The sequence below is a fragment of the Pedobacter sp. genome (genome assembly GCF_041645105.1).
GTDB lineage: Bacteria > Bacteroidota > Bacteroidia > Sphingobacteriales > Sphingobacteriaceae > Pedobacter.
In genome coordinates this window covers 554,488-575,846 of the sequence record NZ_JBAZQQ010000004.1, presented here as the reverse complement: position 1 = coordinate 575,846, position 21,359 = coordinate 554,488, and the positions used below count along the sequence as shown (strand labels likewise).

General features: G+C 37.8%; 15 protein-coding genes and 1 pseudogene. 4 read left to right on the top strand and 12 right to left on the bottom strand.

Translation table 11 applies throughout. The annotated features are described in order from the left end of the window. Positions 1-26 precede the first annotated feature (26 nt). Entirely contained in the window at positions 27-605 is a 579-nt protein-coding gene (locus tag WC623_RS15710; protein WP_372852736.1) for an RNA polymerase sigma factor, read from the bottom strand. A gap of 218 nt (positions 606-823) precedes the next feature. Between WC623_RS15710 and WC623_RS15705 the strand changes: the two genes are divergently transcribed. Then, positions 824-1,093, top strand: coding sequence for a hypothetical protein (locus WC623_RS15705; protein WP_372852734.1), 270 nt, complete (start codon positions 824-826; stop codon positions 1,091-1,093). Positions 1,094-1,183: 90 nt separating this feature from the next. On the opposite strand, the gene WC623_RS15700 is transcribed toward WC623_RS15705, so the two are convergent. The 3 genes and pseudogenes from WC623_RS15700 to WC623_RS15690 all read right to left on the bottom strand — a co-directional run bounded on the left by WC623_RS15700 (position 1,184) and on the right by WC623_RS15690 (position 3,471). After that, positions 1,184-2,323: a sterol desaturase family protein gene (locus WC623_RS15700; protein WP_372852732.1), complete on the bottom strand. Its 1,140-nt coding sequence runs from the start codon at positions 2,321-2,323 to the stop codon at positions 1,184-1,186. A 61-nt stretch (positions 2,324-2,384) separates the two neighbouring features. Further along, positions 2,385-2,720 (bottom strand): annotated as a pseudogene (locus tag WC623_RS15695) (ORF6N domain-containing protein); the annotation flags it as partial. Between the two features lie 103 nt (positions 2,721-2,823). Continuing rightward, positions 2,824-3,471: a hypothetical protein gene (locus tag WC623_RS15690; RefSeq protein ID WP_349788454.1), complete on the bottom strand. Its 648-nt coding sequence runs from the start codon at positions 3,469-3,471 to the stop codon at positions 2,824-2,826. A 441-nt stretch (positions 3,472-3,912) separates the two neighbouring features. On the opposite strand from WC623_RS15690, the gene WC623_RS15685 reads away from it, so the two are divergent. From WC623_RS15685 to WC623_RS15675, 3 genes are all read left to right on the top strand, one after another. Further along, the gene (locus tag WC623_RS15685; protein WP_372852730.1) at positions 3,913-5,313 is read left to right on the top strand and encodes an RtcB family protein; all 1,401 of its coding nucleotides are present in this window, start codon (positions 3,913-3,915) and stop codon (positions 5,311-5,313) included. A gap of 11 nt (positions 5,314-5,324) precedes the next feature. Continuing rightward, positions 5,325-5,933 carry a peptide chain release factor H gene (gene prfH, locus WC623_RS15680; RefSeq protein ID WP_372852727.1) on the top strand — a complete coding sequence of 203 codons (609 nt, stop codon included), beginning with the start codon at positions 5,325-5,327 and terminating at the stop codon, positions 5,931-5,933. A 167-nt stretch (positions 5,934-6,100) separates the two neighbouring features. Beyond that, positions 6,101-6,370 carry a hypothetical protein gene (locus tag WC623_RS15675; protein ID WP_372852725.1) on the top strand — a complete coding sequence of 90 codons (270 nt, stop codon included), beginning with the start codon at positions 6,101-6,103 and terminating at the stop codon, positions 6,368-6,370. A gap of 289 nt (positions 6,371-6,659) precedes the next feature. On the opposite strand, the gene WC623_RS15670 is transcribed toward WC623_RS15675, so the two are convergent. From WC623_RS15670 to WC623_RS15635, 8 genes are all read right to left on the bottom strand, one after another. Then, positions 6,660-9,509, bottom strand: a complete 2,850-nt coding sequence (locus WC623_RS15670; protein WP_372852723.1) for a family 78 glycoside hydrolase catalytic domain — start codon at positions 9,507-9,509, stop codon at positions 6,660-6,662. Beyond that, complete coding sequence (locus WC623_RS15665; RefSeq protein WP_372852721.1) at positions 9,509-11,278, bottom strand: alpha-L-rhamnosidase C-terminal domain-containing protein; 1,770 nt, start codon at positions 11,276-11,278, stop codon at positions 9,509-9,511. The genes WC623_RS15670 and WC623_RS15665 overlap by 1 nt, the downstream gene beginning before the upstream one ends. A 60-nt stretch (positions 11,279-11,338) precedes the next feature. Next, positions 11,339-11,716, bottom strand: a complete 378-nt coding sequence (locus WC623_RS15660) for a hypothetical protein (RefSeq protein ID WP_372852719.1) — start codon at positions 11,714-11,716, stop codon at positions 11,339-11,341. 122 nt (positions 11,717-11,838) lie between these two features. Beyond that, positions 11,839-12,420 carry a hypothetical protein gene (locus WC623_RS15655; protein ID WP_372852717.1) on the bottom strand — a complete coding sequence of 194 codons (582 nt, stop codon included), beginning with the start codon at positions 12,418-12,420 and terminating at the stop codon, positions 11,839-11,841. Between the two features lie 32 nt (positions 12,421-12,452). After that, positions 12,453-13,853: a sialate O-acetylesterase gene (locus tag WC623_RS15650; protein WP_372852715.1), complete on the bottom strand. Its 1,401-nt coding sequence runs from the start codon at positions 13,851-13,853 to the stop codon at positions 12,453-12,455. 12 nt (positions 13,854-13,865) lie between these two features. Then, positions 13,866-16,649 (bottom strand): family 78 glycoside hydrolase catalytic domain, encoded by a 2,784-nt coding sequence (locus WC623_RS15645; protein ID WP_372852713.1) that lies wholly within the window; start codon positions 16,647-16,649, stop codon positions 13,866-13,868. Continuing rightward, positions 16,646-19,732: an FG-GAP-like repeat-containing protein gene (locus WC623_RS15640; protein ID WP_372852711.1), complete on the bottom strand. Its 3,087-nt coding sequence runs from the start codon at positions 19,730-19,732 to the stop codon at positions 16,646-16,648. Before WC623_RS15640 ends, WC623_RS15645 begins: the two co-directional genes overlap by 4 nt. Positions 19,733-19,826: 94 nt before the next feature. After that, positions 19,827-21,353 carry a RagB/SusD family nutrient uptake outer membrane protein gene (locus WC623_RS15635; RefSeq protein ID WP_372852709.1) on the bottom strand — a complete coding sequence of 509 codons (1,527 nt, stop codon included), beginning with the start codon at positions 21,351-21,353 and terminating at the stop codon, positions 19,827-19,829. Positions 21,354-21,359: the final 6 nt, after the last annotated feature.

Here is a 21,359-nt window from a genome sequence, read left to right as displayed (position 1 = left end):
TAATATGGAAGACAAATGAAAAATCCTTATGGGGTAAATAAAAATAAAAAAATAATTAATCCCAGTTTGGATTTCAAAATCCGAAGTGCGTGCTGGATATGTTTTCGAACCGTCTGCTCCGATAACTGTAGTTGTTCAGCGATTTCTTTATGGCTCAAATTCGACTTGCGGCTGAGTTCAAATACCTGCCTCATTTTAGCAGGAAGAGCAGATATTTGTTTTTCAATAAGTTCTGACAGCTGTTTTTCGCGAATGCGATGATCGGTAATACAATGCCCCTTCTGGATAAACTCCTGGAGCGAATCGATGTATTGAGCTTCGAATTTCTTTTTTGAAACCCTGTTAAAAATCTTATTCCTTAGTGAAATGTATAAATATCCCGATAGGCTGGAACTGAATTGAATGCTTTCGCGTTTGTCCCATAACACTGTGAAAAGTTCGTGAATGATATCCATTGCTTCTTCCCGGTCCCGCATCCATTTATAAGCATGGGTATGCAGCACCAACTTATACCTGTTATAAATTTCAGTATAAGCCAATCTATCACCAGACTTGAGCAAGCCCAGCAGTTCAGTGTCTGACGTAGATTCGTAAATAAGCCCCATACCGCGATTTCGACACAAAGGTAGCAAATATGGAGGAATTCAAAATAACCATTACCTAACCATACAAATGGATCAGGTAATGGTTATCTAGGCAGTCCTTTTGGTTTTATGTTTTTCAAAATTAACCTTATCATCAATAATACAAATCAATCGTGGTTTTGAAAGTTTATTTTTTCTAAATTGATTTTAACACACATATAAAACCTAATTTATTAACCATGAAAATTACATTAGACCTAAAATCCATCATCATTGGATTCTTCAGCACAGCTTTGCTCATCTCTCTCATAAGTTTCAAAAACAACGGTGATGAAAATGAGGGCAAATTTAAAACCATTATGAACGAAAGCGGAATAGTAATTCTGGATTCACAAACTGGTGCCTATATCATTGCCCCAAACATGAGAGACGTCGGCAAAGTCCAATGGATTAAAGGCGATTTTTACAACACTCACAAAACAGGAAAAGACAATAAAAAAGAAAACTAGGTATATCGCAAATCGATATTCAAGTGTAAATAGCTATCCCCAGATTCAAAAGACAGTGTCTGCTGAATCTGGGGACATGTAAGTAGCCCACTATCGTTCGCTACGCTCATCCATATTCAAATCTGTATCAAATGGACTTTTTGTAAAAGGGTAAATTGACTGTTTTACAAACCCTTTCGGATATTGAGCCTCATGTACACCTGTTCCGGCTGGCCATTTCTTACCTGGAAGGTAGTACGTACCAAAAATCAGATCAATAAAGGGAAATATCGAAGCGAAGTTATGCCCATAATACTTCGGATCTTCACAATGATGCCAGTGATGGTATTGAGGAGTAGTAAATATGTATTTTAAAAAACCAAAATTAATGCGGGTATTGGCATGTATCAGAACTGCATGAATGGCTATAAAAATAATGTATACATTAAAAACGGTAGAAGAAAAGCCCAGAATATACAAGGGAATGAAAGTCATAGCTCTTGTAAAAAATATATCTATAAAATGGGTACGGCTACCTGCCAACCAATCCATACTTTTTGTAGAATGGTGTATGGAGTGAAACCTCCACAAGGCTACACGCGTGTGAAAAAAACGATGTGCCCAATATTGGAAAAGGTCTGTGGTAAAAAAAGCCAGAAATAAGGCCAGTAAAAAAGGTAAACTCTGCACCCAGTCATGTATTTTATCCAAACCAATCCAACCAAAGAATAATACAGCGGGTTTTTGGGTGACTATGCCAAAAAACTGGATAAAAAGATGACTGATCACAAAATACATTAGATCAGTCCGCCATTCTTCATGAAACTTAGTTTGTGATTTATTTTTAGGGAAGAAAAGTTCCAAAGGAATAAAAATAGCCGTCATGAGCAGTAAATCAAGCACCAACCAATCCAGCCCAAAATGCCAGCTTGTCTTTTCAACAGCCCGACCTTCCACTGTAAAAGCACCTAAAAGAATAGCGATACCAGCAATTCCGGAACCTATCAATGCCCATTTTATTCTTTTGCTAAGTATTAAACTAAGTAAAGCAAAGAAAAACGTAGCGATGACGCCTCCAGCCATTAAAGTTTCCATACTTTCTTTAGTGTAAACCTCTCTAAATTCAGGTGTAGTTAGCTGTTCAGGATAACGAAAGCAGAAGATTCCAAGCAATACCAGGATGGATAAAAAAATGGAGATGTATCCACTAATTTGACCCTGGCCAACCTTTAAACGCTTATTAGGTGACATAAAAAATGGTGGTTTTAGTTTTCGTAGGTTAAAAAAATGTGAAGATATAAAAAAGAGTCGGCTACGCAATACCCCACACTCTACCCAGAGTGCAACCCTTCCAAAATATCGGACTGTATAAAAGGCGAAAAATCGTAACTTCTATTCGCAAAAACACTTCAGCGTTATCTTTTAGAAATCTTCGCATTTTTAAAAAGGCATTAGCAATTTGGATACTCACACTTATGGCAACTTGACTGCGAAGCACTGATGAAAGCATTACCACTCCAACTTCAGAAAATGCATACATTAACGAGGTAGAATGTTTTAACATTTTGAACCGGTCACAGAACGTGACCAGTTCAATCTGCTCACGATCAGTTAATTGAAATCTAAAATTATCCGGAAATCTGTCTAAGTTCCTTTTAACTGTTTAATTTAGCATTCTATAGATCTGAATAACTGTTAGAATGAAAAGTGTCAAACTCAATTATCTTACGGCCAGATAAGTCAGGAAATCCTTAATGAGGGATACTACTATTAAAAAAGACGACAAGTTTTTCATCAACTAATTCTATTAAACTCTCAGCTGGATAATATCTATCAGGATCATTATTTGCAGGTACTATCTTAAAACTTTTACTTTCGATGTGCTTTCCATGAAGACAACAAGTCCTTCCATAGGACCAGAAAGTTGATGAATTATACCAAACAAGTTCGCTCTCAAGTTTTTTTCCGTTTACCTGTTCAACAATTGGCTTAGTATATATTTTTTTAAATGTCCATTCATTTAAGTAACCAATCCCATTACTATCTACTACTAAAATATTTTCTTCAATATTAGAACGAACTAAGCTAATTTCACCCTTATAACCATTTGGGACAATTATTTTCAACGTTGGAGAGTACAATTTATAATGAAAGATCAAAAATGAAATCGTTGTCACTATTGAAAATAAAGTTAGAAAAGAGTTGTATTTAAATACTAGTTTTAAAATGCTCGTTAATACAAAACATCCCATTAGAATTCCTATTAGCAACATCCCTCCTAAAAAAAGTCCCGATAAAATCATTCCTCCCGGAACATAATTCAGTTTTATAATCAAGGTAAACAAAAGTACCATAGATGTAATTCCAAATAGGATTTTAAGTTTATTATCAACTGTCATATTGGATAAAATTCAATTAAAAAAAGTAACAACCAAAATATCCCCCCGATAACAACTATAAAAATTTCTGCAACGTAAGTATAAAGTATTATTCTCAAATGGCATTAAGGATCAAAAGAATTTCTCTATATTTGCACCTAATTCCTGATCTGTTAACAATAAATATCAAGGAATCATGACAGAGCAAATCTACATATCGCCCCTTTCGCTCATTGCCTAATTAGGCAGGCAAACACTGTGTTTTATTGAATACGTTGTCGGTTACTATTGTAACCTCATGACTTATTTTGCCTGTTCAAATTCATTGAATCTCAATGAGCCTCTTAAAAGGGTATATCCTTTCTCAAGGACGAATCGAAATCAAAAAATCAATATTAAAATGGATAACATATCTGGATATGCACTTAAAAAGCTTATCCCGAATCAGAAATTATAACCCACATGGGCAATTTAAGAACAAAAGATTTAAGTAAAATTGGTTATCACAATGATCAGCTGCGAAGCCTCGTTATTGGCATAACTTCTAAAAATTTCAAACACCACAGTAAACAGCAGTTGCTGGATCTGTTGGTAAATATAAAAAACGATCCAGAAGCATTTCTGGATAATGAATTAACGGCTAAAATAGCCGAAAAAATTATAGGTAAGATCAATACACCATCTTTCAAAACTTATGAGTTGAGAGATGAACCTGTATTTTGTAAAACCTATGGTGCTAAACATATCGAATCATCAGCTAAACAGCAAATGGAGTTGGCCAACCTGTTACCAATCAGTGTACAGGGCGCATTAATGCCGGACGCACATATGGGCTTTGGCTTACCTATTGGTGGTGTGTTGGCTACCGACAATGCGGTAATCCCCTACGCTGTTGGAATGGATATTGGTTGTCGTATGGCACTCTCTATTATTGATGAGAGTGATGGTTTTATAAAGCGGTTTGAATACCAGATTAAACAGGCTTTAAAAGACCATACCCATTTCGGTATGGAAGGTGGACTGGAAATAAGACAGGAACACGAAGTTTTGGATAGTCCTATATTTAATGAAATTCCTTTTCTAAAACCTTTACGGGGAAAGGCCGTAAGACAATTAGGAACTTCTGGCAATGGAAACCACTTTGTAGAGTTCGGTGAGATTGAAATGCTATCCGATAACACCTTGGGGTTGCCTGCTAAAAAGTATGTGGCTTTATTATCCCATTCAGGAAGCAGGGGTTTGGGATCCGCTATTGCAAGACATTATACCCAGATAGCCATGAACACCTGCAAGCTTCCTCGCCACGCACAACAATTGGCCTGGTTGGATATGAACAGTGAGGCCGGACAGGAATATTGGCTTACCATGACCTTAGCAGGCGATTACGCAAAAGCCTGCCATGAGCGCATACATGCCAACTTGTTAAATACATTAGGATTAACTGCTATACATGTTGTAGAGAACCACCATAATTTTGCATGGAAGGACAAACTATCTGATGGTAGAGAGGTTATTCTTCACCGTAAGGGCGCAACACCAGCACATCGTAACGAGCTGGGTATTATTCCGGGCAGTATGACTACCCCAGCATACCTTGTATCAGGGAAAGGTTCGCCAAATGCCTTATACTCCGCTTCGCACGGTGCAGGTCGTTCCATGAGCCGGCAAAAAGCAAAGGACAGTATGACGGTTTCTGCTATGAAAAAATTGCTTGCCAATGCAGGCGTCAGCTTAATTGGAGGAACAGTCGAAGAGAATCCTTTAGTATACAAGGACATTGAAGCTGTAATTACTGCTCAACATGAGTTGGTTGATATTCAAGGCAAGTTTTTTCCGAGGATCGTTAGAATGAATAAGGATTAAGTATGAAAAAGATGATGATACAAATCACTTCAGGTAAAGGCCCGGCAGAATGCTGCCGGGTTGTAGCTTGCGTCCAAAGCCTGATGATGAAACAAGCTAAACAGCAAGGCATTGAATTACAGGTGTTGGAAAATAAACCTGCTGAATTAAACAGAACCTTATTGTCTGCAACAATGATGGCCACAGGAAATAGTCTGGATACTTTTATAGCCGAATGGGCTGGCACTATACAATGGATAGCACAAAGCCCGTATAGAAGGTATCATAAACGTAAAAACTGGTTTGTTGGTGTAGCAGCCTTCAATATTCAGGATTTGATAGCTTGGAACCCCAAAGATGTTAAGCTGGAAACTTGTCGTTCTTCCGGTCCTGGTGGTCAGAATGTAAACAAAGTAGAGACTGCTGTAAGAGGTACACACCTACCTTCCGGAATACAAGTAATGGCAATGGATACGCGATCGCAATTTGAAAATAAGAAACTTTGTATGGCCAGGCTTGAGGCCAAACTATTGGTTTGGCAGACAGAGCAGCTAATGGAGAAACAACATAGCCAATGGCAAGAACATAATGCTCTTGAACGAGGTAATCCTGTGAAAACTATAAAAGCAGATTTGCTTTAATCAACTATACTAGAATACTTCAAAATCCTGTTATTAAAACCAGAACGGAAAAACCCATCCAAACCGTTGATTTAAACTTATCATTAATGATACAAATCAATCGTGGTTTGGAACGTTTATTTTTATAAATTGGTTAAAACACACATATAAAACCTAATTTATAAACTATGAAAATTACATTAGATCTAAAGTCCACCATCCTTGGATTCTTCAGCGCAGCTTTGCTCATCTCTCTCATAAGTTTCAAAAACAACGGTGATGAAAATGATGGCAAATTTAAAACCGTCATGAACGAAAGCGGAATAGTAATTCTGGATTCACAAACTGGTGCCTATATCATTGCCCCAAATATGAGAGACGTCGGCAAAGTCCAATGGATCAAAGGCGATTTTTACAGCACTCATAAAACAGGAAAAGACAATAAAAAAGAAAACTAGGTATATCGTACATGGATATTCAAGTGTAAATAGCTATCCCCAGATTCAAAAGACAGTGTCTGCTGAATTTGGGGATTCTCCACTACCGCGTCAAATCTTCTGATGACATATTAAATGACTTCTTACAATCGAAACATAGTTTTTTCCCAATAGTAAAATAATAAAGATCACTAACTCTTTTTGCATTTCCAAATAGCCAATTTGGCTTATCCAAGGTTAAAGTCTTTTATAAATACTCTTAAATTATTTACCTAATTTCAAATGAATTCACTTACTACATCTCTGATTATTAATTGATCATAGAAGAAAAAGTATATTCTCCAGATCCTAGTTCAATAGACACATAACCATTCTCTGACTTTTCATCTAACCTTTTATTATCTAGATAAACCGGATCAATCGTATTAGCGGGCACATAAACCAACGCCTTTGAATTTACTGGAATACGCACCGTTAATCTCAGTATATTACCATTTTTTCTCCAGGAAGAGGATATTTTCCCATTTATAGAATGGTAAGATGCATTTACAACACCAATTCCTTTTTCAGGTATTTCTGGTTTTATTACAAACTCTCTGAATCCAGGCATCGTGTTTTTTATACCAGCCATATTTTCAAACATCCATTCGTTTACTGAACCGAATGAATAATGATTAAAAGAGTTCATCCCTGCATTATTTCCAAATGCTTTCTCTTTAGTATAACTGTTCCATCTTTCCCATATTGTTGTTGCTCCATTCGCGACCGCGAATCCCCACGACGGATAATCTGTAGATAATAAGAGTCTATAGGCTAAATCTGTCTGTCCAGTTAAAGAAAGCGCAGGTAATAAAGGCTTTACACCTAAAAAACCAGTTGCGAGTCTTCCAGAATTTTGTGCAATTAACTCTTTTAGGTACCTACCCGCATTTTCTTGCTCATCTGGTGTTAATAGCGACATATAAATAGCATTAGCATACGCCGTCTGCGAATGGCCATGAAATCCTGCTTTTGGATTATATTCGATATAGCCTTTAACATCTCCATAAATAGCTGAATTGACCTTAATCTTTCCTGTTTTGTCTATATAATAATTTCCAAACGCATTCTTTATTTTCACTGCATTTTCCTCATAGTGTGATTGGTCTCCTTTTTCCCCTATTGCTCCTGCCATTTCCGCCATAAGAGTCGTACAATATGCATAATACATAGTTGCCAATAAATCGGGTGAAGTTTTATTACCAACTGATAGCCAATCACCAAATCCTCCTTTCGGACTAATTTCTTCAAATGATCTTTCTTGAAAGAGGTAATCATTTGCACTTTTCTGTTCAAGAAACTGCATAAATTTGTTCATGTTCTGCCAGTATTTCTTGATGATACGTGTATCGCCGTAAGCTTTATAAAGTTCATAACTACAAATAACCCCAGCTTCCATCCATCCGGGAGAATAACTATCAGATGCTCTTATTGCGGCCAAGCTATTTTTCATCGGCATGGGAGCATACACAGGATAGGCTCCATTAGGTAATTGCGAATCATTAAGATCTTCCAACCACTTGGTAAAAAAAGCAGCAATATCACTATTGTAGACGGCAGATTTTATATATACCTGAGCGTCTCCTGTCCAGCCCAAACGTTCATCACGTTGCGGACAATCAGTAGGAATGTCAAAATAATTTGAACGTTGCGTCCAAACGATATTTTCATACAACTTATTGACCATAGGATTATCAGTTTCAAGTGTTCCTACCTGTGGTGTTGCTGAACTCAATACTATACCAGTTAGTGTTTCTGCAGTGGGAACATACCTTAATCCCGATATTTCTACATACTTAAACCCATGATAAGTAAATGTTGGTGTCCAGATTTCTTCTTTGCCATTTCCTTTCAGGATATAAGTATCTGTAGCTCTTGCTTTGCGGAGGTTTTCCGTCATCAAACGGCTATCAGAATGTAACATCTCTCCATAACGCATCGTAATCGTGTCCCCTATTTTTCCTTTCACCTTTAATCTGGCTACTCCTGAAAAATTCTGCCCGAAATCGACGATATATTTCCCATCTGATCCTGAAATGATATTTTTTGGTTTTAACATTGTAAAGATCTGAACCGGATTTCCGGGATATACCTGCAATTCCCGTTCTCTCTTATCTGGATATACAGTTGCATATTCCCATTTTTGCTCACTATAGTAAGGATTATTCCACCCTGTCAGTTCCAATCGGGCATCATAGGTTTCTCCGTTAAGTATATCACTCTCACGGATTGCCCCATGATTTGCCTTCCATGTTTTGTCTGTAACAATGGTTTCTTTTGTCCCATCTGTATACTCTACTTCAATACGAGCTTTTAAAAGTGGCGTATCTCCGTAAAAAGCTCTTACTTGCGGACTTTTCACTAATAAAGCATACCCCAAATAACCAGAATACCATCCGTAAGAAAGAATCGCTCCAAAAACATTTCTACCTTTTTTCAGATTACTTGTAACATCATATACTTCATAGTAAACACGTTTGTTATAATCTGTCCAGCCGGGGAGAAAATAATATTTCCCTATACGCTGTCCGTTTACGTAAAATTCATTTAATCCCAACGAAGAAACATACAATCGAGCTTTTTTAATCTTCTTATTCAGGTCTGTTTCTTTTCGGAAATAAGGTGCCGGCGGGAGCTGATAATTTTTATTGATGTTCAAATAATCCAGATTATGTCCAATCCATTCTGCTTTCCATTCTTTCTTATTTAACAAGCCCATCTCCCATGTAGATATTTTGCTCCAATCTCCTTCTTTTCCTTCCCTGTTCCAGCTTCGTATCTTCCAATAATAAATTTTTGCCGAAATTAATGGCTTTCCTTTATACACTATTTGATGCGTAGCATTTGAAAGGATTTTACCTGTATTCCACATATCTGCTTTTTCTTCATTAAGCAAAGCTTCAGAACTGGACACAATTATTTGATAAGCCGTCTGTACTTCGTTTTTTTTGTTCGAAATCAGCTCCCAACTCAGACGAGGCTCCTTTTCATCTATAACGGGTTTTTCTTTGTATTCGCAACGTAAGTTTGTTGGTTTCATACCAGGTGCAGCGACCAGAAGGAACGGTATTAGGCTGATCCCGATTAAAAAAAGTAAACCTTTTAAAAATTTTCTGCTCATTAATTATTTTTTTCTAACACTTTTATAATCTTAATTTCTTTCGGTGCTTTAACCTGGGTTTCGATTTTACCATTTTTTAGCCTCACATGCTTTACCCAAACTAGTCCATAAGGTGTTGGGAATGTTCCTTCAGCAAAATCCAAATCATCTAAATGTGGTGTTATGGTTATTTCTTTACATCCTGGTGCTGTAACTTTAATTCCTAAAACATGCCTTGTTAACCAGGCTGTGGGGCCAGAGGCCCAACCATGACATAAACTATGACGATGGCCAACATAGCAATAAGCCCCATAGTCGCCGTGTATGTCCTTTTTACCTTCCGGTATTATTTCATCTATGCGGGATGCGTTAGGGATCCAATCCATATTAAAATCTTCCCAAAATGTGGTGGCCCCTAAATCCAGCATGGCTCCCCAAAAATCACGGATGTTATTTAATGCTCCTTTATAATTCCCTGCAGCTGCCTGTGCTTCCAGCATGTAATAACCATAAAAAGTAGATAAATTTTTGGTTCCCCCTACAGATATTACTTCTTTGTCTGATTGTTCTGCTGAAATTAATCCAGAAAGGGCCATCAATGCGGCGGCCTGTTTGGAATTGTTGTGGTCCGGGACATAGCTTTTCAATCTTTTCAATGCAGCCTCACATTGTTTTTCGGTCTCCTTATCTTCCAATATACCGGATAATTCTGCGCCTTTAGTTAATGACCAAACCATCATGGCATGCAATCCGGCATGTATTCCTTTTTGATCTTCACTGGAAGGCCAGTCTAAAAAACGAACTCCGTCCAGTTGCTCCTTATTATCCTTTCCAATTTTCGACATAATCAGTTGCAGCAGTTGCTTTAAATAAGGTTGCTGTTGTTTTAAGTAGGATAGATCCCCCTGATGCATATACCAATCGTGTTGTAATATAATCCACCACATAGAATAAGTGCTGATTGTATTCATCCAGCCTGGTAAGGGCGTAATATCTCTTGCCAAATCCAAACTTTTTGGCACTACTTCATTATAACCAAAAACGCTGTTGATAGTAGCTACTTCCGGATGCATATCGCCCACCCACACCAAACGGTCTCGTTTGATCCCGTCCCACAAGTATTCTTGCATGTTTAAATGAACGGTATAAGCGCCCACTTCCCATATTTTATTTAAACGGCTATCATTGCTATTGAAAGAACCCAGGTAAGGTATATCTCTATAAATGGATATTGCCCTTGCTTCTTTTAATTGCAGTATTGCGTTGCTGTCAACCAAATCTATCCGCACAAACCTGAAGCCGGTATTCCCGATTTCAAGCTTACCCAGCCAAGGGAGTTCGACTACAAAATCACGCATTGCATGGTCATTCGTGGCTCCTTTTTCTCCTATTTCTGACATTGCCTCACTCACCGACTCGCCAAACCTTACACGTATTTTAATAGGCTTTTTATTTTCCCAACGACCTGTTACCAGTTGTAAACCACCATGTATCTCCTTTCCATAGTCTAACAGAAATGCAGGCTTTTCTGTTGCATTGCTTTCTAATCTGCATAACTCTGCAGCAGACAAATCTGCCTGCCCGCTTCCTTCTTTCAATAGTTGATCTAGGTTTTTGATATTCCCTCTCGCGTTACTGCTTTGCCATACTATACGCAGCGGACTTAGATATTTTCTTACAAACTCATTTTCTATAGTCTTTTTCTCTTTATCAGGTATTTGCTGTGCATGCAGTGTACCTATTGTTAGCATAAAGATTATTCCTAATACTTTTATCCTCTTTTTTCCCATTGGTTCATTCGTTAAATCCAATCATTTTTTGTTCTTTACCAATACCGGAATTAATGCCTCTTATCTTTTCACCAAAATGGGCTTAGAGTCCGGTGTAAAAGTTAAACCTCTGAAAGCTGTATTTTCAGCAGCAGAAACTAACACCTCTGTTTTTACATTTAACTTATCATTAAATGCGGCATTATCGGTTATCTTAGTGATCTTAGTATTATTTGATGCGTATAGTACTACTTTCCCTTCCTTAATTGTTCCTGTTAAAGCTGCATTTTTAAATGTAGCTCCGGTTGCAGCTACTCCAACTTCAGTCCAACGGCCCCCGTCGTAAATATATTTACGCAAATATCCTATACCTTGATCTCCGTTTACGTAAAGCAAATCTACTCCCGGCACCGACGGATCTGCATCAAAAAACACATAGCCATGTACAAGAAAATTCAAATCAGGCACATGAGGAATTACAGGAGAAACCCTTGTTGATGATGTAGGTGTACCTGTTCCAACCTTTGTAATATACCCGCTTGTATTAGAAGTGCTTATATACAGCTGATTATCATATATACTTAAAATACGTCCAGCATTCGGATTAGAAGGGCCAATCCTTTCCGATTTATTAGTTCCGGCATAGATATATCTAATACCTTCTTTCTGACCTGCAAACCAAATATCTTTTCCATTTGTAGTAACAGCTGTTCTGGTATCGATAATATCATTAGGTTCAGACGTCCGGGTATCAATCCCCTTTTTGAAACAAGAGCTATAACTTTAGGTGTACTAATCGACTTTAATATTGATGCTGCTGTTTTCGGACTGGCGTCATAGCCAATAAGTGTTACAAACTGTCCGTTAGCTGAAAAGGAACTATAACCTTGTGATGGATTATCTCCCGATAAAACGAAAGCTCCATGAGATCCTCTACCAGAAACAGGCATAGGAATTGATTGAACCACGCTTCCTGTTGTTGTATATTCATTCAAAAATACCGGAGCGGCATCTGCATTTAAACCTGAATTCCCATCACCAACCCTAACAACCAATAAGTTGTTTGGCGAAAAACTTATAGATTGTGCTTTTTGTGCATATGATATGTTTGAAAAAAGTAATGTAAGCAATAAAACAGCAGATAAAATTGATTTTAGTTTCATGATTAACCTATTAAAATTTAAAAAATGATTAATTAATTACTCCAGTCATCCGTACGGAAAGGCGATACAGGCAATCCATTACTATTAAATAAATTAGGCATAGCTATATCTGTAAATCCGAACCTTACTGCGACTGGTTTTTTCACTTCTTTAGATGATACAACCAAAGTATTGTTCTGAACTATTGCTTTTGCTACCTGAAAATTACCATCGCTCCCTGCTATATAAATATCTGTAAGTGCAGTACCTTTTATTGAAAGTCCGTTATTCAGGTATTTGAAATGGATGATAATTCTATCTCCTTTCACTTCTAACCGGTCGTACACAGGGCTCTTATAATCAATTTTATTTTTCCCATATATTTCAACCAGAGACAGGTCTGCCAATCTGTTGGCTACCTCAATCTTTTTTTCAGGATGGATATTTTTTATATCAGGCACTAAGTCTGTAGTAACGACCATACCTGTTTTAGGTAAGGAAAGCACCATTGTCTGTTGTTCCCTTAACAAGGCAGAAAGATGTCTTGTACCAGTTTTGTAATCATGTGGCGCTATTTGTACGTAATAAAAGGGTAATTCATATCCCCATGCTTCACGCCATGATTGTATCAGATTAGAAAAAAGCTGGCTATATCCCTGCCATGTTGATACATTTGATTCTCCCTGATACCAATAAACTCCTGCTATGCGATAATTTACCAAAGGATAAATCATAGCATTCCATAAACTTCCAGGAGTATGCGGACGGCTTATTGCCGGTTTCTGTAAATTCGCATAAGATTTCAATGTTAAATTACCATTAACAACTGCTTCTGGCGTCCATACTTCTGCAGGTGTCCCCCCCCAACTTGAATTAATTACACCTATAGGTACATTCAATTCTTTCTGCAATTTTTTAGCGATGAAATAAGCAATGGAACTAAATCCTTTAATACTCTCCGGACTTGCAGTTTTCCATGAAGCTTTTAAATCATCCTGGGGGTTTAAAGAACTAACATTAGGGATATGTAAAATCCTTATTTGATCATTATTGATATTGGGCAGTTCATCTAACATCTCCTGATGTTTATTCAGCGAATTCCACACCATATTGGATTGTCCTGAACAAAGCCAGACTTCACCGATCAACACATCTTCCAGTACAATTCTGTTATCTGAAGCAATAAATGTTATGGTATAAGGTCCTCCGGCTTTGGGAGTTTTTAGTATAGTTTTCCATTTCGCATAACCGTCGGTCCGCACAGTCACTGTATCTTTTGACCATGAAGGGACAATCTTTATATATTGTGTTGCACCAGCCCAACCCCAGAAATTCACTTCTGCGTTTTGTTGCAGTACCATATGATTTGAAAAAATAGACGGCAACCTAACTGCTCCCTTTACTGAAACGGCCAGACAAAAAATAGTAATCACTAATAAAATCGGTTTTCTCATTTCTTTATTTTGTTAAAATTTAAATGTATAATCACCGGAAGACACCTTAAAAACGTGCTTTCCATCTTCATTGCGCAGATATTCGACTTCCTTAATCATTGAAATAGGATTACCATTCTCTTCTATATTCATAAATGAAGAAGTTGGAATATGTATATCTGCACTAGTATTTGCCGGTATGGAAACCTTCCAATATATTTTGCCTTTTTCCCGTTTCCATTCACTTTTAATCAATCCAGTAAGGGCATGATGCGAAGCGTTCACAAAATCAAGTCCTTTTACAAATTCTGGTGACATGATAATTTTTTTAAACCCGGGCTTATCTTTACTAGCCTTAATTCCGGCAAGACATTCGTAATACCAAACCATTAAATCTCCGACCATCATTACATGATTCTGAGAATTCATATCAGGAGCGGCTGTGTTACCATTCCACAGTTCCCAAATCGTGGTAGCTCCGTTTTCAATCATATAACCCCAACTTGGATATGTTTTTTGAGTGGCTATTTTCAGCGCTACATCTGGTCTGCCGTATCGCGTCAATGTTCTCATTAACCATTGTGTACCTATAACTCCCGTACTTAAATGTCCTTTGTTTTTCGTCTCAATGGTATGGATAACATATTTGAAAACTTTATCGAAATTCTGCGCCGGAACCATTCCAAAATATATAGGCAATAGATTAGCAGTAAGTTCTCCTTTACCATAATAGCCATCAGAATTATAGTAAGTATCGTTAAATGCTCTTTTAAGCTTTTCACCCAACCCTCTATAATAAGCAACGTCTTCATTTTTACCCAGTAACAGGGCGTAATCCGCCATCATATTCGTAAAATGATAATAATAAGCGGTAGAAATCAAAGGGCTTGGAAATTTCTGATTAGCGCTTATTCCCCTGCCCTCTTCGATAGTTAATGGCGGAGTACACCAATCGCCGTAGCTATCTTTATTAAGGATATAATCAGCGGTCATAAACCTCTCTTTCATATAATGCAGCCATTTATGCATTACCGGATAGGTTTCACATACAGTAGAAAAATCTCCGGTTTGTGTATAAAGCATGTCTGTAATTAGCAGCATTACTCCCGGCCAGGTCATGTTATCACTATAATACCTCCAGAAATCAGGAGCAACATCTGGCAAAGAACCATCAGATTTTTGCGCTAATTTTATATCATTCAGCATTTTTTTATAGATGCGGGCATTATCAAACATAAAGTTTTCACCTATTGTACCTATACCCCGGTCGCCCAACCAGGGCTGTCTTTCGTTCCGTTGCGGACAATCCACAGGCATTCCTTTATAGTTTCCTGCAGTGCCCCACCATACATTTTTATATATCTGGTTAAGCAGAGCATTTGATGATTCGAAAGAACCCACAGTACGTATATTGTCATACACCATTTTGGCTTGAAAATTTTCTTTTTGTGCCATACCAGGATATCCGCTGACTTCTACATAACGAAAACCATAATACACAAAAGCAGGCTCCCATGATTCTTTTCCACTTCCTTTAAGGGTATAAAGTGCCTGTGCTTTGGCATCTCTGAGGTTGGCGACAGACAGCTCTCCACTGGGTTCTAAAGATTCCGCATAACGCAGTTTCACCTGCAGCCCTCTTTCTCCCTGGACAGAAAATTTCATCCACCCTGTCATGTTCTGCCCGAAATCAAGGATATAACGATTGCCCGATATTTTAGTAATGGAAACCGGTGCTATACTGTCCATCACTTTCATGTTCTCAGTCATCTGTGCTTCGTAATTGCCCCCTGGTTCCTGTACAAATTCTGCTTTCAGCCAATCCCTATCGTTAAAGCCGGTTTTATTCCATCCAAACATTTCCTTCCTGGCATCATATTCCTCTCCATCATATTCATTATTAGCTCTTACAGGCCCGTCGGCTGTTCCTTTCCATGAATCATCAGAATAAACCACCTCTTCTGTTCCGTCATCATAAGTCAAAATCAGGTTAAACATCAGTTTCGGGAAACCAAAAGTTTTTATTTTATATTCCTGAAGATATTGCCGCATGGTAAAATAACGCCCGTTACCCAAAACAATACCAATGGCATTTTTCCCGTTTTGTATGTAACTGCTTACGTCAAAAGCATTGTACTTTATATTTTTGGTGTAATCAGTTGGCACTGGCGCCAGAACATGATTCCCTATCTTTTTTCCGTTGATATACAGTTCGTACAAACCTAATCCAATGATATAAGCCGTTGCCGAAACGATTTTCCTGTTATTGGTAAATTCTTTCCTGAAATAACGGGCAGATAGCCTTGAATTTTTCAGGTCTCCATCCCAGGGAAAACGACGGTCAAAACCAATCCATCTTCCGCCCCAGTCTTTAAATGGCATCTCTCCCACCTGCGTAAATGCCCAGTCCTTATAATTTAATAAACCCACATGCCAATGAGCAAAATCGCTCCAGGCAGACTCGCCTTTATTCGTCCAGATTTTTACTTTCCAGAAATACCTGGTATTCTTTTTTAATTTTGGACCATTGTATTTTACAAATGCTGAACTATCCGAAGCCATTTTTCCTGAATCCCATAATTCTGCCTTACCTGATTTCAAAGTATTTTCATTTTCCGAAACCAAAATCTGATAAGCAGTTTGCTGCGTATTTCTATGTGTGGACGTTATCTCCCAGCTCAGATTAGGTTTTTCTTGATCAATTCCTACAGGATTAACCAGCAATTCGCATCGCAGATTATTAACAGATATCTGCCCTAACGCAAAACCAGAACCTGACAGAAACCATACTATTGCTATTAAAACACATTTATTCATTTCTTTCTATTATTGTTATTCTTAATTCTATTCGTTTGGACAACTTCTATTTTTTTACCGTTAAACAAAGTCAACACTGCTTTAAGACGGTATTCACCGTCCCCATGTTGGGTAGTATCCCAAAAATTGTCGTCTCCGAATGCGATGTACGGGGGCTGACTTTCTGTAGCCACTTTTTCATTATTGATATAGAAATCAACCGAAACAATATTGAGATAAGAAACATCGGCTATAAATTTCACTTTTCCACTTACTGTCTCCCCACTTTTGGGCGAAGTAATGGTCAGTGTTCCCTTGTCATTGATTAAGCTCAGGTTTGCTTGTTCAGGCAATAATTGCAATTGTACATTATGCGTATTTAATGCTGCTGTAAATGGAGACAATGAACTAAAGTCCAGTATTCTGTTTACTGAACCGTTAATCTCTTTAGCTTCAAATGCCATTGCTTCAAATACGGGGAACTTATCTCCTTTGAAATAATCGTTTGCATAAAAAGCAAATCTTCCAGATTCTGTTCCAGTAATTATATCCATCTTACCATCATTATCCCAATCAACCACACAAGGATACGTGCAATGCCAGGCATCATGTCCGTCTGAACCTGTCCACTCTACGAAACGACCGCTACGAGCATTAAGAATACTATATTCAAAGATGGGATTAAGATTGGTGCCCTTATTTAAACACATAGTAAGGTTTCCACCACCTAAATACATACGTGGTTCTCCCATAATCAAGTCAAGATTGCCGTCCCCGTCCCAGTCTGCAACATCTATTTGTAAACGGCCATTACCTCCCGGAATCTTTGCAGGAGGTCTCTTAATTAAGATGTTTTTTCCATTTTTATCTTTTAGTTGACCTGATTTATGAAGTATTGAAGGATTTTTCGCATTCTGTGAATAAAATACCAATTCGCTATCGTCATTTAGTAATATCAGCTCCAATCTATTGTCTTTGTTCCAATCAGCAACGCCCGGCCTGTTTCTCCAAGGCGTTTTCAAAGGTTTACCATCTACTAAAAATTCATGGATTTTTGCAGACAGCTTAGGATTTTTTTTATTGCCGATATTTTCTATCCAACTTACTTTCCCCAAACAATCAGCAATAATCAAGTCCAAATCGCCATCGTGGTCAACATCTGCAGGAACAACAGTTAAGTATCCCCAATATTGTTCTTCCATTCCTTGTACCGTACCACCTGCTTTTACTGCATTAATAAAAATACGCTCATTGTTATCATACGCTAAATAGACGCCGGCTTTAAAATTTGGGGGCAATCCTTTTCCTGCAACATTCTCATAATACATAAGGTTGCCACTACATCCGCCACTAATAATGTCCAAATCACCATCATTATCCCAGTCTACCGCATAAGGAGCCGGCGAATCATTGTGTACCAGTACCCCTCCTTCCTGATAAAGCTGAACTGGCTTATCAAATTTAAGCTCCCCTTTTTTACCTTTATTTAGAGAAATCCAATAAAATCCCTGCCATGCTGTAAAAACTAAATCAGTTTTACCGTCTCCATCCCAATCTATGGGAAAAGGTTTTAAAGACATGTCTCCTGATTCGTAGGGTTGTTTCTTAAATACATTTAAAGGCATTTTTTCATTAACAACAATGGGCTTATCATTTTTAAGACCTTTATTCAGTAATATCTCTGCATATCCCTGAGTTGAACCAACAACCAGGTCTGGCTTTCCGTCATTATCAAAATCACCTGCTTTTAGCGAGAACCAGGAAGAGTTGATAAATTTCACCGGTTCACCATTTATATAGGTAAGCAACACCTCTTTAGCCAACTTCCCATTACGGTTTAGCTGAATATAAATAGCGGCTTCCATATTATCTACACGGTTAGAGCGAGGATTCTTTACATAAAAAACCCTGTCTTTATGTCCATCTCCATCCCAATCTATTAAAATATCTTCGGGGATAAAACTAGGGTCTAAATCTGTTATAAGTTGTCTGCTTCGCGGTAAAAATAAAGGCGATTGATTAGAGCCCGTATTACGATGCAACCACATACCACCGTCCACAGTTTTCCCATAGATATCCAAATCACCATCACCGTCAACATCCAATACTTCCAACCCCATTCCCGGCCATCCTGCCCATAATAAGTTCTTACTAGTATTAGGATAGTTAATTAATTCACCTACACCCAAATGCAGATTATTCTTTTGCGGAAGTGGTCCCTTATTACCGGCTGGGGCAAAGTAAACCTCATACGCAATAGCTCCCTTTTTGGCACGCCATTTCAGCGTTCCATTGCGTATATAATGATCGCTCAGCATAGCTATGGGGTCGCCAAAAGCAACTGTACATTCTTCTGTTTTTCCTCCAGAGTATTTAGCAAATACACGTACCGAGGATGGGTCTACCGGATTCAGCTCTCCGGCAGCCAACAATAACCTTGCAAAATCAAGGTCTGTCCAGACAGGGTCTCCAGAATAATCCTTATCAAGCTTACCGTTTATACGGTAAGGCAAATTCGCATGCCAATGCGCCTGTTTTTCTATAAGTGGTTTCCTTTCTACCTGATAGGGTGTAGCATTCTGAGCCCAAAGCGATTGCTTATTCCTTCCACTAATATCTTCTAGTTTTATTTCATCAAAGTATGCAGATCCTCTTTGCCCATAGAAAATAATATTGATGGTAGCTTTTCGCAAACCAGCAGGCACTTTCATTATTTTTTCCAGATAACTATAGCCTTTATTCCGGTTAAAATCACGCAACTGCTGAGTGTACCTTTCTCCTTTAAATATAATCTCTACTATCGCATCACGTCTGTAATTAACATTTTCGGTTTTTATCCATACACTTAACCGTAATGTTTGTTCATTTTCTGAATTTAATGTTACGGGGAAAGACACCTCATGGTTGCCTGTCCCTCCTCTAACGACCAAACTGCCATCTCCGGCAGGCCCAGCTTTGGATAAAACAGACCAGGAATCTTCCGGTGTAAATTTCCAGTTAATTAAGTCGCTCTTTTTTTTATCAAATTTTTCATGAAAGATGATATCATTTGCAAACGATATATTCCAAACCAAGGATAAAAAAATAATGAGTTTTATCTTCATGCTTCTTTATGTTTAAAATTTCCATAGTGATCCATTGGCGAAATGGGTAATCCCATTTCACCTGTGGACAATAAATAAATACTATTAAGAGTTACTAATAACCAGGATTTTGATCTTCAATGCCAATAGCATTATTTTTTGCTATTTCATCATCAGGAATCGGATATAGATAAGATCGAGGATTGTATAGCATTCCAGCAAGATTAGCTTCAAACGAATTTTTAACATGATCTTCCAGTCTTTCTAACCGCTGCACATCAAAATATTCATGCAACTCTCCCGCTAGTTCCTTAACACGCTCTATATAAACAAGATTTCTAAACTCTCCTGTACCTCCGGCAACAGCTGTTAATAATGTAGCTTTAGCCCTTCCTCTCACTGCATTTAATGCTGTAATAGCGCTATTAGGGTCACCTACAGCACCGGGACCATTTACCTCATTTTCAGCTTCAGCGTACATTAATAAGACATCCGCATAACGCAACAACATGATGTCATTTGCATGTCTGACGTTGGAAGGTGCAGTACCGGCAGGTCCGTCTTGATATTTTCCCAAAGCCAACCCATTTGGATGAAAATAATTACTAGAGTTCCCCCCATAAGTAACTGTAACGCCATTAAATGCTTTGTATGTGGATACTACAGTTGCGTCTTTACGTGTATCTGCTACTTCAAACAAATCTCTGAATGCTGTAGTAAATCCATAATTGTATGCCCCATAAGAAGTTGCAAAGTTTGAATTTAAAGGGGCAGAAAAGAAAGCCAAAGTACTTCCCTGATCAGGAACAGTACGAGAAAATTGAATAGCAAAAATTGCCTCTTTATTTACATTTTCCTTGTTTACATCATATAAGTCTTTAAAATCCGGCAATAAGTCAACATTATATATGGCTTTATCATCAATAACTTCTTTCAACTTTTCCCTGGCTAATTCCCACTTATCTGTTTGTTTCAAAGGATACCCTGCCATAGTCAGGTATACCTTTCCCAGCAAACTTTTAGCAGCGGCCCTTGTAGCTCTCCCACGTTCGGTTATTGGCCTTTGTGGAGGAAGAGCTGTCTCGCAAAATTGTAAATCTTCGATAATTTGGTTGTAAATATCCTGAACACCTGCTCTGGGTGCGTGAACTCCCTGAATGCTCACTGTTTCCTTAATTTTCAGAGGAACACCACCAAATAATCTTACTAAGTAGAAATAAGACATGGCTCTAAGAAACTTAGCCTCCCCGATGTATTGCTGCTTTAAAGTCTCATCCATATTTATTGCAGGAACACGATCTATAATAGTATTTGCTCTATTTATAGTGACATACAAAGAGGTCCATACACTTGAAATTCTTGGATCTGTAACAGCAAAATTAAAACTGACATAAGATTTGTGTGTAGCCATTCTTGTTAATACATATTTACTAGGTAGCAGTGCCATAACAAACAGATCATTTGTATAAAAATGCTGTCTGTTTAAAACATTATAGACGCCATAAAGGGCGACTTTAGCATCAGAAGCATTGTTAAAATAAACTTCAGGTGTAAGAGAAGAATATACTTTTTCATCTAGTTCTTTACAGGAAGAGAGAAGAACTAAAAATATGATAGACAGTGTGATTTTTTTTACCAACATAAAAAT

Bases quoted from the DNA above. Each gene is read 5' to 3' on its own strand.
- WC623_RS15700 (WP_372852732.1), bottom strand. From the start codon at position 2,323: ATGTCACCTAATAAGCGTTTAAAGGTTGGCCAGGGTCAAATTAGTGGA.
- WC623_RS15640 (WP_372852711.1), bottom strand. From the start codon at position 19,732: ATGAAGATAAAACTCATTATTTTTTTATCCTTGGTTTGGAATATATCG.
- WC623_RS15650 (WP_372852715.1), bottom strand. From the start codon at position 13,853: ATGAGAAAACCGATTTTATTAGTGATTACTATTTTTTGTCTGGCCGTT.
- WC623_RS15670 (WP_372852723.1), bottom strand. From the start codon at position 9,509: ATGAGCAGAAAATTTTTAAAAGGTTTACTTTTTTTAATCGGGATCAGC.
- prfH (WP_372852727.1), top strand. From the start codon at position 5,325: ATGATGATACAAATCACTTCAGGTAAAGGCCCGGCAGAATGCTGCCGG.
- WC623_RS15645 (WP_372852713.1), bottom strand. From the start codon at position 16,649: ATGAATAAATGTGTTTTAATAGCAATAGTATGGTTTCTGTCAGGTTCT.
- WC623_RS15675 (WP_372852725.1), top strand. From the start codon at position 6,101: ATGAAAATTACATTAGATCTAAAGTCCACCATCCTTGGATTCTTCAGC.
- WC623_RS15710 (WP_372852736.1), bottom strand. From the start codon at position 605: ATGGGGCTTATTTACGAATCTACGTCAGACACTGAACTGCTGGGCTTG.
- WC623_RS15635 (WP_372852709.1), bottom strand. From the start codon at position 21,353: ATGTTGGTAAAAAAAATCACACTGTCTATCATATTTTTAGTTCTTCTC.
- WC623_RS15690 (WP_349788454.1), bottom strand. From the start codon at position 3,471: ATGACAGTTGATAATAAACTTAAAATCCTATTTGGAATTACATCTATG.
- WC623_RS15655 (WP_372852717.1), bottom strand. From the start codon at position 12,420: ATGAAACTAAAATCAATTTTATCTGCTGTTTTATTGCTTACATTACTT.
- WC623_RS15705 (WP_372852734.1), top strand. From the start codon at position 824: ATGAAAATTACATTAGACCTAAAATCCATCATCATTGGATTCTTCAGC.
- WC623_RS15665 (WP_372852721.1), bottom strand. From the start codon at position 11,278: ATGGGAAAAAAGAGGATAAAAGTATTAGGAATAATCTTTATGCTAACA.
- WC623_RS15685 (WP_372852730.1), top strand. From the start codon at position 3,913: ATGGGCAATTTAAGAACAAAAGATTTAAGTAAAATTGGTTATCACAAT.